Raw genomic sequence first — 14,863 nt, forward strand, 5'->3', positions numbered from 1 at the left:
AAAGCCGCGCCCAAGACCCCGGTATTCCCCACAACACCAGCGCTGGGCGCCGCAGCGACGCGCGCCATCAATACGGGCGCGGGCGCCAAGAGCAAACGCCGCAGCACTAAATCCATAACGCCGTGCCAGCGTCAGCGGGCCAGTTCAATCCGCCTTCAATGAGGTCGCGCACGGCGTCAGTTCGCAAGCGCATCCCCGCGCGACCTCACAGAACCCTCCGGATTCATATTACACGAAGTGGTTCATGTCGCCAAAGAAGGTTCCTTCGAATTCCTTGCCGCCCCCACACTCTCGCTTTGACGTTGTCGCGCCATGGGCCTTTTGAGCAATTGCCGGCTTGAGACGCCGGTGGTTCGTCTTGGCTTTTCTACGCGCACGGTGAACCTGAGCCATATTGCCGGTGACTTTCGCGTTCCAACTCAGCTGACATCGAATTATCGTCGTCAGCCCTCCTTCAGTTCGTTCGGCTCGACCAAGACTGGCGCTCGCAAATCTCATCCACCACGACTTGCGCGACCGTGTCGCGGAGCTGGAAGCCAGCACGCTGGCGCGCTTTGAAACGTCATCGAAGACGGGCAAGTCTGGTGTTCAAGGAATTCTTTGACGGGGCCGGCAGCTGGAGCCGCGCCGAGCCCATCATCACCCATGTCGAAGTGGGCGCCCAAAGCACCGATAAGTGATTTCATCATCACCAACCGTGAGGTGGCAACCTCAGACTCCCCTTTCTGACTACACAGTTTGCCAGCATTTTTGCCGACTCTCCGCTCAGCTGCTCGATCGTCGGAGCTGGTCGAGCGCCCAAGCCATACGAAATGCTGCCTCCTCAGCTACGCCAAGTCCATGTGAAGCGCCGCTGTGGCCGCCCACCATACGCACGCGGAATACAAGCTCGGCGTCGTGATCGGCCGCGCAGGCTCGACGCTGCGCCACATAGCGAGCGGGCTGGTAATAGAGCACCTGGCCATCATGGAGCGCGGTGTCGATGTAAGTCGGCGGGAGCGGGCGATCGGCGCTGAGGTTATAATACGGATCGTAGCTACGCAGGTACCGATACTCGTCGGCGATGCGGGGATCTCCGTACTCCGCCGTTTCCGTTAGCGCGTACGGCATCGTGAAATCTAGCTCGGTATCTAGGATGTCGGCGAGTGGAACCTCGGCGAGCACGGCGCGGAACAAATCGGGCCGCGAGAAGGCCGTAGCAAGGACTGTACCCCCGCCGGCGCTTTTTCCTTCGATAATAATGCTGTCTCGGCTGGCGACACCCTGCTCAACGAGCCCCTCGGCAGCGGCGATCAGATCTGTGTGGGAAATGCGCTTACGAGCGCGAGCAGCCGCCTCGTACCATGGGCGTCCAAGCTCGCCACCCCCTCGTACGTGCACGATTCCGAAAGCAACTCCGCGATCGAGCAGGCTCAAACGCGCGGTCATAGATGAGGGCCAAGCGAAGAACGAGGGCCATGTCGGTGTTCCGTAACAGCCGTACACATTCAATAACACCGGCCCAGGGCTCGATCGATCGCGCCGCGCCACCAACGAGATCGGGACCTGCATTCCGTCTTCCGCCTCCGCCACGACGACCGTCGCCGCGTATTGAGCCGCGTCATACCCCGGAATGCGGGCCTGGTAAAGGACTGCCGATCGGCCGTCGGCGAGATCATGCTCGACGACGGTGTCCGGTGTCACAAACGAGCTAATCGAGTAGGTTAACTTCGAGCTTCGGAACGGATGCCGGGGGACCGAAAAGCAACCTCCTGCCGAGTGGCCGACCCTTACAGTGCAGCTCGGCTCGTCGGGAACAATCGTGGCCTCAACCCTGCCGGTGCGGTCACGCGAAACTAGGCGAGGACGAAGGCCTTCTCGTTCCAGGACAACTAGGTGCTGTTCGAGCACGTGAACCTCCTCGATCGTCACGCCCGCACGATGCGGAACGACCTCCTCCCAGCACGACGGCGACGGCTCATCTATCGGCGCACATACGAGCCGCCAGTACGGTCCAGCGTCGTCTACCCGGAACAGGAACCTGTCGCCCCAATGCTCGGCATAGATCTCGTGCCCGAGTTCACGCCTCACGATCCGGCGCCACTTGCCCCTCGGCTCATCGGCAGGAATGCACCACACCTCTGCAGCGCCTTTCTGAACATATACGGAAAAATCATAGGTCTTAAGAACGTCGAGAAACAACCATGCGCCGCTGTTAGAACGCCGAACCCGCGCCTGCAGTCGCTCGTTGTTTTCCTCGAACACCACCTCGGAGGCGCCCGCCTCGACGTCCAAGCGCACAATCTGATCGCGCAGCCGTGGGCCAGTCCGCTCACGTTCGAAAAAGAGCGTATGGCCGTCAGCCGCCCAGACAACCCGTATGACACGCCTCGAGCCGCGCCAGACGTCGCGACCGTTCTCCATATCCCGCACTCTCAACTCATAGCTTTCGTCACCAATGAGATCGAAGCTGAATGCCACATAGCGCCCGTCGTCGCTCGGCTCCAACACACCGAGGTGGTAAAAGGTTTCGCTCCCTGGAATCGCGTTGGGGTCGAGAACAAGTTCGTCCATGCCACCGGTTATCGGCCGGCGCCACCAGACAGGGTGAGGGAGGCCGCTCTCCGACCGTTGGAAGTACTCGAAAGGTCCGACTAGGAACCGAGGTGCATTCTCCTCACAGGGCCGACGCCCATCGATCTCGGCGATGAACTCCGCCTTGAGCTCTGAAAGGTGAGCTGTCGCTTGGTCCGCGTAGCTGTTCTCGGCTTCCAGATACTTGCGTACTTCGGGGTTCTCCTGGTCGCGAAGCCAACGAAAGCAATCCACTGTGACGTCGTCATGGAGGACCCTGATCCGTCGCTCGGCGCGGGGAAGCGGTGGCTGCAGGTGCTTGGTTCTCACTACACCGCCCTCACCTGAAAACGGGACCAAGATTTGTTGCGGCAGCCCACGAAGTTACCGACGACATATTTCGGTTCTCGACCCTGCGCAAGGAGAAAGGAAAACGGCCTGAAATATGCTCCGTTCGTATCGTATCCAGTTAGATACTCAACGTGGCCGTGGGCGGTGACTAGGAGCGCGTCGAGATCAGCGCCCTGGGCTACATCTATCACTTTGCGCTGCCTGCGCTCGTGCTTTGATCGCGGGAAAGGGACGCTAGTCAGAGGAATCGCTAAATATGTCCGCATCATAAATTGCCTCAATGAATTGCCATGTTGACGATTTGGTTCCGCAAACAGTAAGCACCGACCGAAGTTCGAAGCTGCCGTTGTTCCTCGTCAGGTCCGGTCACACGATTAGCCGCCCTCTAACAGTTGCTCCCGTGAAGCCTATGGGAGACGGGAATCATCGGCGACCCTGCGGTTATTAGGGCCACGCTCAACGGTTGGCCATGGCACGCGCGTTATGCAGCAACGACTATGTTTATGCATGCATGGATCCACACTAGGGAGGTGCTGCCGGGATAAGAGATCCACACTGGACGCTGAACTTTGGATCACTGCGCCGTTCCCTCGGCAGAGCTGGTCTCGACTGCCGTGGGGCGAGCGGAGGTCTTCGCCACGAAGCAACACTCCTCGTGGCATTTGACAGTTGAACAGTTAAACGGCAATCACCCGAATGATCATCCCCCATCCAACGCTTTGAAATACCCTTCCTGCTCGGCGGGAGGCACCGGCAGGGGCGCTGCACAAGTCGCAGCCTATGACTTTGAGTAACGAATTCCTTGCATCGAGTTCGGATGAGTACGGGTCATCGTCAAGCGCCGCTGCCGATCCGGCGCCGGCTATGATCGCTTGGCGCATCTGCGGTTTGAGGCAGCTGCAGTACGAGGCGCGCGGCACCGATACAGAAAGTTTGACTCTCGCTTAGCGGGCCGAGTGAAGGCGGGTCATACCTTCGTCTGCGCCGTCGTAACGTTCCGAAGCTCGGAACTCAAAGCCTTCGGCCTCCTATGCGACAGCGATCTGTCGAATGCACTGCTGTATCTACAACCCGCGTGCATCCTTTGGGGTGATTCCAAAATGGCGCTTGAACGCGGTGCAGAAGTTGGAGGTGTGACCGTAGCCGACCTCGTAGGCGACTTGTTTGAGGGGGGTGCCGCCGTTTTCAAGCAACAGCATTGCCCGATTCATTCTACGCTCGGTGATGTACTGGGTGTAACTAACGCCCATTTGCTTGTACATCTCGTCCGATAAAGCTTGGGCAGACACGCCGAGCGAGGTCGCAAGCTCCGATAAGGAAGGAGGGTTCGTCAGGTTCGCGTCTACCATAGTCTTAACGTGTTCGACGCGGTTCAACGCTAGATCGCGACGAGACAGAAACTCGCCGTCAGAAAGCAGCGTGCTGAGGCTGAGGCAGAGCAGTTCCTGGGCTTTGATCGAGATATAGCGCTTGAAGAGAAGGGGATGAATATTCGGGTTGAGCAACTTCTCGGCCGCTGCCATCAGCGCATAGGGGAGCGGGCGGGAATACCAGAATGCTTCGGAACTCTCGACCTCAGCCCCCGAAAAGTTCGGAAAGCAGTTTGGATGGAACCCGAACAGCGAAGTCAACCTTTCTGGCCAGATGCCGACGGAAAGCGACGTTTCGTGGGCACCGCTGCGCCAAATACTTCGCTTGTCCATCCCACGCGGCTGGTACAAAACGGCGAGTGTCGGCTTGGTCAATTCATGCTGATGGGCGCTGCCAAGCTCGATCCGCCGCCATCCAGACAGGTGTAGCACGAACGCCAAACGCCCGAGGCCGGGTTCATCGTCGTAAAATTCGTGCTTGGCCTTCAGCTTGCGGATTGTCAGGCAGGGGTTTTGATAATCGAAATAGCCATCTACATGACCGGAGGCGCTCTGGGCGGGAGGTAGGAAGCGGTAGGAGCCGATCGCGTCATTTCCCTCGGCTCTTTGAACCTGCCATCGCCTGCCCTGATTCAGGCGGCGAACAAATTCGTCGGTATCGATCACTTGGCGCCCTCGCAGCGAGACCAAGGGCCGCAGGTTGCGGCCGCCGGCTGGTATTGGGAGGTCAATTCAATCAACAACTGCTCACTCTCCGAAGGATTATCGAATAGCAGCCTTCGCGTCTCCCAACGCGTAGTGTCGTTGCATTCCGAGCCGGACGTCTAGTACGTCGGGTTGGCTCTTCCCGGACAACCGTCAATCCGGATAGCACTCCTCCAACACCATTTATTGATGGATGTCATGTGAATGTCATACATATCCACATAAAAATATTTGTCAAAGGAAATAAAATATGTAGGTTGATGTTTCTGGTTTACGGCGCTTCTGATCATTTCTAGGGCGCTTCCTCATGAGATTTGATATGTCGACCAAGCGGCCGTACCGAACTGAACAGATCGCGAATTGGATCCGCGATGAAATCATGTCCGGCGCGTTGTTGCCCGGCTCGCGATTGGAAGAGCGTCCAATATCGGAGCGCTTCGGCGTATCGAAGACGCCTGTGCGCGAGGCCCTCATTCAGCTTTCGACCACCGGACTGGTTGAACTCCGTCAGCGTCGCGGAGCGATCGTGACGGTCTTGAGCGTCGAGCAGGTCGTCTCGATGTTCGAGGTAATGACCGAGTTGGAGAGCATGGCGGCGAACTTCGCCGCCTTGCGTATGTCACCCGCCGATCGAGAAGAATTGGCAAAGATCCATCGCCGCGGCGAAGAGTGCATTCCACACGAAGACTTCGAGAAATACGACGTGATCAACAAGGAATTCCACGAACAGATTTATCGCGGGTCGTGTAACGAGTATCTTGAAGCTAACATTAAGGACGTTCGCCGCCGTTTGGGTGTTTACCGCAGGTATCCCTTTCAGAAGCCGGGACGCATTCTTCAGTCCTTCTCCGACCATGGCCAGGTTATTGCCGCCATATCGAAAGGTGACGGCGAGGCCGCCGGCAAGATCATGCGAGACCACATCAGCAGCGGTGGACGCGTGTTCGCCGATCTGGTCGTCGAGATGAGACGCCAATCCTAGGACCGATCGACATTCAGGATTTCCAAATCAGTTGATGCCTGATTCATGGGTCACCGTGTTCAGTACGGGGACCCTACGATGGCGGTGAAGCGATACGAACTGAATGAGGTGCAATGGTCGAGGATCGCGCCCTTGCTACTAGGGAAGGCCGGCGATCCGGGCCGGACGGGTAGCGACAATCGATCGTTCGTGAACGGGTGTTTGTGGGTTCTGCGTTCAGGTGCGCACTGGCGCGACCTTCCCGAGCGTTACGGCAAGTGGAAGACGGTGCACCGCCGGTTCAGCCGCTGGTGCCATGCCGGCGTGTGGGAGCGGGTCTTCGATGCGCTGACATCCGACCGAGACAATCAGTACCTGATGATCGACAGCACTATCGTCCGCACCCATCAACAGGCGGCGAGTGGAAAAGATCCCATGATGAGTAGTGGACAGCGGCCTGTGAGAGATCAGAGTCGGTTTGCTACCAACCACTCTGAAGGGACTTGCCATGACAGCAGAACCATCCTCGCCACGTGCCGCCATCCTCGACGGCCAGCAAGGTCAGGCTGTGATCGCCGACAACGCCTATGACAGCAATGCTTTGCGTGCGACGATCGCAAGCATGGGGGCCGAAGCCGTCATCCCCTCAAACCGTTCCCGCAAGATCATCATTCCGCACGATCCGGTCGTCTATCGGCACCGCAACAAAATCGGACGGTGTTTCCATCGCCTCAAGCACTTTCGACGCGTCGCAACGCGTTGGCTACGATGAATGTCGATCGGTCCTAGCAGGCGTCTCTGATTGGGGCCTGGCTTCCCGGCTGTGAACTCAAAGTCGACACACTGGTAATAGGTTGAATCACGGCCGTCACAGCATCCCACCTTACACCCAGCGGATTATTGGTCCGTCTAAATGAAGCGAGATCGGCGGCCGTGGTTAAAACATTAAACCCAAAGCCGCCAAGTCGTTCGGCGGGCAGCGCGGAAATAACGGCCATGGCAGACCATGGCGCCAGCAGAAGCCCATAACTGAATTCACCCCGATCATAAGTCAAATCGGTCTTCCAAACCTCGGCAATCCGGTAGGTTAAAGCCTCGTTTTGCTGCGCAAGACGGTGAGCGCCGGAGGTAAATGGTAATGAAAAAACGAATTGCGGTTGGACGGCTATTTCACGAGTCCCACGGCTATGCGCGACCCACGATGCCGGAAAGCATTGCGGTCGTCCGAGGAGACAAGTTGATCGAAGACGCACGGGGAAACGGCACAACGCTGGGCGGGATTGTGGACGCTTTAACGGCGCGGCACGACGTGGAACTATTGCCCATTTCGGATTCGATGATCGCGCCAAGCGGCCCGATCGATCACGGTTTTTATGTTGAGCAGCGCTGTTTCTGGGAAGACCAGCTTAGACGTTTAGAGCCAGACGCAGTTATCATCGATCTCCACGGGTCGATGGGAACAACAGAATTTGAGGATGCCGAAGGCGATTTCCTCGCCCACATTCGAGCCATCGCGGGCGAAAACGTCGTGATTGGCGTTGGGCTGGACCTCCACGCGAATATCACCCCGGCTATGTTGACTGCCGCGGATATTTGCATCGCCTGTAAACAAAATCCGCACGACGATTACTACGATACTGGCAAACGTGTCGTCGGATTGGTTTTTGAAGTGTTGGCTGGCCGGCTGCATCCGGTCTACACGCTCGCCAAAGCGCGTATGATCACGCCGGGCAAACTCGAAACGCATTTGGGTCCATTGAAAGAAATGCATGGGCGCGCTCGTGCGTTCGAGCGGTCATCGTCGACTATCGTAGACATAAGCATTTATAACGCCTATCGTTTTGGTGATTACACAGATATGGGACAAGCTGCGGTATTGCTAAGTAACGGCCTGTACCCGCAAGCCGAGGAGATTGTTCTCCAATTTGCTCGTGAGTTTTGGGAGCGGCGCGAGGAGTTCAGGGATGAGCTTCTGACGATCGGCGAGGCCCTTGATGCAGTCGCCGAAAAAACGGATCGACTACCGAGAGCGCTTGCCGACTTGGGTGACCGGACGCTTGCTGGCGCTCCAGGCGACAGCACCTTAATCCTCCAGGCCGCCATAAACTACGCCCGCCCGCTCAAGGGCGCGATGACTGTCCACGATCCCGAAACCGTCGCACAGGCGCATTCCGTAGGCGTCGGAGCCACCGTCGCAATGCGGCTCGGCGGCAAAATGACTCCGCAGTATCAACCGTTCGACGTCGAAGGTGTAGTCAGACTCATTAATCGAGCGGACGTAAAACTTTTCGGTCCCAATTTTGCAGGAGAATCTGCAGGTATCGGCGATACGGCTCTTGTTGAGATCGACAGTCGCTTTCAGGTAATCGTCACGTCGAAAGCCGGCTTCATCGTTGATCCGAATGTATTCGAATTTCACGGCGTTCCCGTGAGCGAACAGGACTTCGTGGTGATGAAGTCCCAGTTTCACTTCAACCGCAATTTTAACGGCTTAGCGACCTCTTTGTACATCGCCACCCCCGGCCTCGCGTACTATCTACCGGGTGTTTTCGCGAAAAGACGGGCGCGCGTATGGCCGGACACTGACGTACGCGATGATCCGATCATTGCGCCACAAGTCCTTCATCGATAGGAGTCCGCTTGGTTGGCATGTTCTTTCTGGCCATCCGTCATTGCTCTCAACTACCTCGAGCCTCGGCGTGGCACTCAGGCGCAAGTTAATCACAATAGGTCAATTTTTTATACGGGCTGGAGATCGGTCGGACGACAACAAACGCCCGACGACATCCCGCCCCAAACGAGTAAAGGACGAAGAAGTGAAGGGCATAGGATTGATAGCACTCTCCACCGATCCGGTGGGAGAAGATGCGTTCAAAGCTGAGATGGCGGGCACGCCAACGCGCGTCTTTACGACGCGTGTCTCCTATGATGAAGAGAACCATGCAGCAGGAGGTTTCATTCCGATACCCGATTGGAAACTTGTACTTGCAACTTTGCCGCCCGGTGAATTGGTCGATCTGATCGCTTTCTCATGCACCTCAGCTACGATCGCCCTTGGAAATGATATCCTTCTGCACCAGCTGAGTTCTGCCCGGCCCGGCCTTAGCTATACTTCCCCCGGCATAGCCGCCGTTGCAATGATGCAGCGGTTCGGAATAAAGCAGATTGCGCTCCTGACACCTTATGGGGCCACGCTGCACAACGCGTTTACGCCATATTTCGTTCAGCATGGAGTACACGTAGTTGCCAAACATTCGTTGTGCGGGCCAATGAACCTCATCAGCGATGATGACATTGCTCGCGTTTCAGTTGAGCGAATTGAGACAGAGCTAAAAGCACTGTTGGGCGCGGCAGGTGATGTCGATGCATTTTTTGTATCTTGTGCTGCTTTCTCGATCCGGAGATTGGATCTTGCGCGACTAAGTCATTCTTTAAGTCGTCCAGTCCTTGCCAGCGTAAATGCCATGGCTTGGCATGCTTTTGAGGTCCTAGGGGAGCACAGGCTACGAGACGAGATGGCAAGGGAATTGGGATTGTCACTCACCTACTCCTAGGTCTTGCGTCGCGCCCCGTCGAGAGCGCGGTCGTCATCGCAAATTTCGTGGGCGTTCGCGCAGATCCAGCGCCGCATACGCGCATGAAATTACCCCACCGAACAGAGAGTTTGCTCGCGATTGCGATTCACCGCCCCTTGAACCTCAAAGATCGTGAACCGCTCGCGGCTGGTTAAGATGGGGCTGATACTATGGAACTCCTGAGCAATGCCCGAGTGAGGAGTGAGGCCGCGGCTCTTGACCATGGTTCAAGTCAACCATCCCACATCGGCTCGTGCTCAGAATGCGTTTAGCTGGCCTGCTCCGCGCGGTCGAGCATTGTCGTTGCCATCTCAACGAGACAGTCGGCCCAATGCTGCGCGAGTTGCCAGCGCGCAAAGGCGTGAGGGCACTCATTGTCACCGCAAATGGGCCGAGCTTCAGTTCGGGATTTGATCTTGAGACGCTCTCCGGATCTCGCGCGCGCGAATGTACTGCTGCATTCGCGTCGGTTTGCGATTTGCTGGAAGCGCTACCAATCCGCACGATCTGCGGCCTTTACGGCAACGTCTACGGAGGGGCGACCGATCTAGCCCTCGCATGCGATTTCCGAATTGGCGTGGAAGGCGCTCACCTGCAGATGTCCCCGGCGCGACTGGGCATCGAATACTACCATTCAGGTCTGAGGCGATACGTAGAACGGATCGAGTTGTCGGAAGCCAAACGGCTGTTCCTGATCGGCGAGCAGGTCGACACCGCGATGATGATGCGTATCGGCTTTCTCCGCTAGATATGTTCGTCGGACGGATTTAAAACTCGACTAGGCGCAGTCGCTCGGATGCTAGCCGAACGGCCTCCCGCTTCGTTGCGGGGCCTCAAGGCATCCCCCGACTCGATCCGACGAGGCACAGCAGATCCTACGGCCATCCACGAAAGGTTTTTTGAAAGCCTTGGTTCGTCAGATGCCCGGGAAGGGCTCAAGGCCTGGTCCGAGCGCAAGCCCGCAAGATTTCCTGACGCTTGATGGTCAACAGCCTCTGCAAGTTGGATGAGATCGAAACCAATCACCGGCTTTTGCAGGGTTCGCGCGGTGATTGCCGCCCAAGAAATTATCGGTTGGTGACGACAAGAAATGGCAGCGCGGCCAAGTAGTTCCGACTAGGACTGCCTTCCAGGCCCGTTATTCGTGCGCAGAGGCCGTCTTCGCGCCCGTACTCTCCTCATAATGCCGCTGGCCATTATCTGGCCGGGATGGAACAGACAGTCTGTCCGTTTGGGTTCACTAATCACTGGCAGAAAGTCCCTGGGTAATACCATCCGATAGACTACCGCGACGCAGTGAGAAGTACGCTGCACCCTTGAACTAGTCTCGCGCTTGCCCTGTGGAATAGTATGTCTGGAAAACAGTCGTTTTCATAAGCGCATCTCTTCCGCATAACAATCGATCTCAACCCATAGCGATGTCCAATAGTGAACGGCAGCAAACTATGGTACGCCAAGGCCGGTTGGTGAGCCACACCTTGCGCTCGGAAGCAGCGAAGGCGACAGTCGCCAGCTTTCCACTCACCCGGAATTGCGGTCACTGGCTTGCAGGAAGACATCGGACATGGAAGCTTTTCCCCCTCTCAGCAACCCTGTAGCCCAGAAGAAGTGGGCTGATATCAAGGCGCAACTCGAGGCCATGAAGGCTGATGACTGCGACTGGCGCGACGGCAAAGTGCCTGGCTACACCTATAAGATGGGCGATGACCTCGATTATGTAATCCGCGAGGCCTATCAGCTCTATTTCGGTGAAAACGCGCTCGGTAGAAATGCTTTCAAGAGCGTAACGAAATTGGAGGAGTCGATCGTCGCTTTCTGCCTCCGCCTGTTCGGCCATGACAACACCGGGGCTGGAATCTTCACCTCGGGGGGCACCGAGAGCATCTTTCTCGCCGTCAAGTCGGCTCGCGAGTGGGCCAAGCGGAACAAGCCGGGCGTCACGAAGCCGAACATAGTGATGCCGGTTTCGGCGCATGCCGCATTCGGCAAGGCTACCTATTATATGGGGCTTGAAAGCCGACGGGTTCCGCTAGGTGCGGAGTATCGCGGCAACATTGAGGGGCTGCGCGCAACCATTGATGACAACACAATCATGATCGTAGGCTCGGCGCCGGCCTACGCGCATGGAAACTTCGACAACATGGAAGCCATAGGTGAACTGGCAGGCGCCCATAAACTCTGGTTCCACGTTGATGCGTGTCTCGGCGGTTTCGTCGCACCCTTTGTGAAGCGGCTCGGCTACCCTATACCAGTCTTCGACTTCTCCGTACCCCAGGTCACGAGCCTGTCCGCGGACCTACACAAGTATGGCTATGCGCCGAAAGGCTCCTCCGTGCTGCTGTACCGGACACCCGAACACAAGGATTGTGCGAGGTTCACTTTCCGCGAATGGCCGCGTGGTCTGTATCAGACCTATACTTTCCTTGGGTCGCGCCCCGCAGGTCCGCTCGCTGGATCGTTTGCGGCCATCAACTTCCTTGGTGAGGAAGGCTACCTCGACGCGGCCCGCGTCATGATGTCAATCAAGAACAAGCTGGTTGCGGGGATCGGGGCGATTGACGGCCTCAGGGTCTACAAGCCTTCCGATCTCATCATTCTGCTCTACGACTCGGTGGATCCTGCCGTCGACATCAACGCCGTTGCCGAGGAGATGAGGAAGCGGGGCTGGTTCGTCGGCGTCGTTGCGGACCCTGTGACGATCTCGTTTCCGATCAATCCGATCCATGAAAAAAGCGTCGACCGGTACCTGGAAGACCTACGTGCCTGCGTAGGACTGGTTAGGGCCAGCGGGAAAACCGCTTCTTATGATGAAGCCACATATACCTGACAAGCCAGGAGCAGCGCTATGGTAAACGTCCTTTTCGACGCCCTACTCGGCGACCGGCGCGATACTGCAGCGCCGTTTCTCCATCTGCCTGATGGCGAGTTGATCTCGTATCGTGCATTTTGCGAACTGGTTTCCCGTTATGCCAACGCCCTCGTTTCTCAAGGTGTGAAGCCGGGAGACAGGGTCACAGCTCAGGCCGAAAAATCACCAGACTCGCTTGCCCTGTACTTCGCGACCATAGCTGCGGGCGCGATCTACTCACCGTTGAATACTGACTATACAGCAACGGAGCTGGAGTACTTCATACAGGATGCGGAACCGTCCCTGGTGATCTGTCTGCCACTACGGGAGCGCGATGTGAGCATGATCGCCAGAAAGGTCGGGGCTGCCGTCGCCACCTTGGGAGCTGACGGCTCCGGCAGCTTGGGCGATGCCGCAAAGGGACAAGGCAGCACCTTTGTTCCGGCTCCGAGGGGAGAGGACGACCTCGCTGCTATTCTTTATACTTCCGGTACGACCGGGCGTTCGAAGGGCGCGATGCTGTCGCACGGCAATCTACTTTCCAATGCCGCCACGCTCAGGAAGGCCTGGGCCTTTACCGAACATGATGTACTGCTTCACGCGCTGCCTATCTTCCATGCCCACGGTTTGTTCGTCGCCAACAACACAGTCGCGCTCGCCGGGGGTTCCATGATTTTCCATCCACGGTTCCTCGTCGACGACGTCATCCGCGATCTCCCAGCGGCGACGTCTTTCATGGGGATCCCCACCTTCTACATCAGGTTGTTGGCCGACGCGCGACTGACTCGGGAACTGGTAGCCGATATGCGTCTGTTTGTGTCCGGCAGCGCGCCCCTGCTTTCCGAGACCCATCTCGAGTTCGAGCGTTGCACGGCCCACAGGATCCTCGAACGGTACGGAATGACCGAGACAACGATGATCACGTCAAACCCGTACAACGGCGATCGCAAAGCAGGGACGGTCGGACGTCCCCTGCCCGGCATTTCAGTCCGTGTCTGTGATGCCGAGACGAGCAAGGAGCTCGCGCCGGGGGAGATTGGCGTCTTGGAAGTCGCCGGCCCTAACGTGTTCAAGGGATACTGGAGGATGCCGGAGAAAACCGCGAGTGAATTTCGCGCCGATGGATACTTCGTGACCGGCGACTTGGCCCGTATCGACGCGGACGGATACATCACCCTTGTCGGCCGCACCAAGGATCTGATCATCTCCGGCGGATATAATGTCTATCCAAAGGAAATCGAACTGTTGGTCGACGAATTGGACAGTGGCGTGGAATCCGCCGTCATAGGTGTTCCGCACCTCGACTTTGGGGAGGCTGTCGTCGCGGTCGTTGTCGTCGACTCCAACAAGATAACGGCCGCGGATTCATTAATGCCACTCCTGAAAGGAAAGATTGCAAAATTCAAACAGCCTAAGCGCTACTTCATCGAGGAAAGTCTCCCAAGAAATTCTATGGGGAAGGTTCAAAAGAAGCTTCTGAGAGAAAAATACCTCAATTGCTTTACGTAGGCGGCAAAGGCGGGGGCCCGCATCAAGTGTGGTTGCGCGGACATGAACGCCGATCACGGCGGCCAGCCGCAAAAGCCGAGGGGGCACAGTACTTCTTTTCAGAATGGTTCCGAAATGAAGTTGGACGCGGCGCAGAAATTTGAAATGTGGCCATAAGCCCATCGGCTGACTGTTTGAGTAAGTTTCCCGTTTCTCCAGCAACGTCCTGGCGCATCTCACTCGCATGGCCACTACGCCAGCTGCTTCGTTTCGCTTTGCAATATTATTCGGCAGGTTCTCGATTGACCCGCCCAGTGGCAGCGCGGCGTCCGATTGCGAGGACGGACTATTGCTACCACTGCTTTGGTACCCCGCTTGAGGTCTGGCCCCGCCTGGCCTGCGCCGGCATTAATGATCTATCATGAGGGGATGGTCGGGCTGAGACAGCGCTCTTGAACAAGGGAGTGGACCGCCAACGCTTTTCTCCACAATTACCAAGCGATTCTGGGAGCACGCCATTAACTGCGCGGAGACGTTGTGCTCGCTGGTGCCGGTGGCACGAAGAAGAACTCCAGCTTCCTTCCGGTCAGTTCATGACGATCGGCGCAGACGTCGCGGAACGCGACCGAGCCCGGTGTGTCATCGTGAAACAATTCCTTAGCTGCAGATTCTCAGGCAAAGGTTGAACGGGCGTCCACACGCCCGGCGACGTTAGAGGCATGATCAGGATGCGGTAGGCTCATACTATCCGCTAGCGCATAATGAAGCGTTGGCGCTAATAATTCAGGCGGCCTATTCAAATTGTCCACCTTGCGCTTGCCTATAGCGGCGATTTCGACAGTGCGTGCATCTACGCGCACACCCTCGCTGGGCGGTAAGTCGCTAAACCGCCACCATGCTCCGATTACAAGATAAATGGCCGAGAAGAAGGACTTCAGATGGCAGACAAACAGCAGGTCGACTACCTCATCATGAACGGCGAGGTGTACACAGGTGACCGAGACTCCCCGTT

Annotated in this window: 10 protein-coding genes and 1 pseudogene; 8 read left to right on the plus strand and 3 right to left on the minus strand. The window is 57.1% G+C overall.

All coding sequences use genetic code 11. The annotated features are described in order from the left end of the window. Positions 1-765: 765 nt before the first annotated feature. Both QN222_RS27795 and QN222_RS27800 read right to left on the minus strand, forming a co-directional pair. Positions 766-2,883, minus strand: coding sequence for a S9 family peptidase (locus QN222_RS27795; protein WP_283965240.1), 2,118 nt, complete (start codon positions 2,881-2,883; stop codon positions 766-768). Between the two features lie 1,085 nt (positions 2,884-3,968). Further along, positions 3,969-4,940 carry an AraC family transcriptional regulator gene (locus tag QN222_RS27800; RefSeq protein WP_283965239.1) on the minus strand — a complete coding sequence of 324 codons (972 nt, stop codon included), beginning with the start codon at positions 4,938-4,940 and terminating at the stop codon, positions 3,969-3,971. 358 nt (positions 4,941-5,298) lie between these two features. Here QN222_RS27800 and QN222_RS27805 point away from each other — a divergent pair, with 358 nt between their 5' ends. The 8 genes and pseudogenes from QN222_RS27805 to QN222_RS27840 all read left to right on the plus strand — a co-directional run bounded on the left by QN222_RS27805 (position 5,299) and on the right by QN222_RS27840 (position 13,872). Further along, positions 5,299-5,961 (plus strand): GntR family transcriptional regulator, encoded by a 663-nt coding sequence (locus tag QN222_RS27805; protein WP_283965238.1) that lies wholly within the window; start codon positions 5,299-5,301, stop codon positions 5,959-5,961. A gap of 84 nt (positions 5,962-6,045) precedes the next feature. Continuing rightward, a pseudogene (locus QN222_RS27810) lies at positions 6,046-6,369 on the plus strand (IS5 family transposase); the annotation flags it as partial. A gap of 79 nt (positions 6,370-6,448) precedes the next feature. After that, positions 6,449-6,712 carry a hypothetical protein gene (locus QN222_RS27815; protein ID WP_283965241.1) on the plus strand — a complete coding sequence of 88 codons (264 nt, stop codon included), beginning with the start codon at positions 6,449-6,451 and terminating at the stop codon, positions 6,710-6,712. 366 nt (positions 6,713-7,078) lie between these two features. Continuing rightward, complete coding sequence (locus QN222_RS27820) at positions 7,079-8,572, plus strand: M81 family metallopeptidase (protein ID WP_283965237.1); 1,494 nt, start codon at positions 7,079-7,081, stop codon at positions 8,570-8,572. Between the two features lie 184 nt (positions 8,573-8,756). Further along, positions 8,757-9,494 carry a hypothetical protein gene (locus tag QN222_RS27825; protein ID WP_283965236.1) on the plus strand — a complete coding sequence of 246 codons (738 nt, stop codon included), beginning with the start codon at positions 8,757-8,759 and terminating at the stop codon, positions 9,492-9,494. 352 nt (positions 9,495-9,846) lie between these two features. Then, positions 9,847-10,263, plus strand: a complete 417-nt coding sequence (locus QN222_RS27830) for an enoyl-CoA hydratase/isomerase family protein (protein WP_283965235.1) — start codon at positions 9,847-9,849, stop codon at positions 10,261-10,263. 816 nt (positions 10,264-11,079) lie between these two features. Further along, positions 11,080-12,342 carry an aminotransferase class V-fold PLP-dependent enzyme gene (locus tag QN222_RS27835; protein ID WP_283965234.1) on the plus strand — a complete coding sequence of 421 codons (1,263 nt, stop codon included), beginning with the start codon at positions 11,080-11,082 and terminating at the stop codon, positions 12,340-12,342. An 18-nt stretch (positions 12,343-12,360) separates the two neighbouring features. Next, entirely contained in the window at positions 12,361-13,872 is a 1,512-nt protein-coding gene (locus QN222_RS27840) for a malonyl-CoA synthase (protein WP_284005697.1), read from the plus strand. Positions 13,873-14,522: 650 nt separating this feature from the next. Here the strand turns inward: QN222_RS27840 and QN222_RS27845 are convergent. Then, a partial coding sequence (locus QN222_RS27845; protein ID WP_283966073.1) for a hypothetical protein occupies positions 14,523-14,863 on the minus strand: 341 nt, incomplete at its 5' end.

Origin of the sequence: Sinorhizobium sp. 6-70 (assembly GCF_030124375.1) — a bacterium.
Taxonomy (GTDB): Bacteria; Pseudomonadota; Alphaproteobacteria; order Rhizobiales; family Rhizobiaceae; genus Sinorhizobium.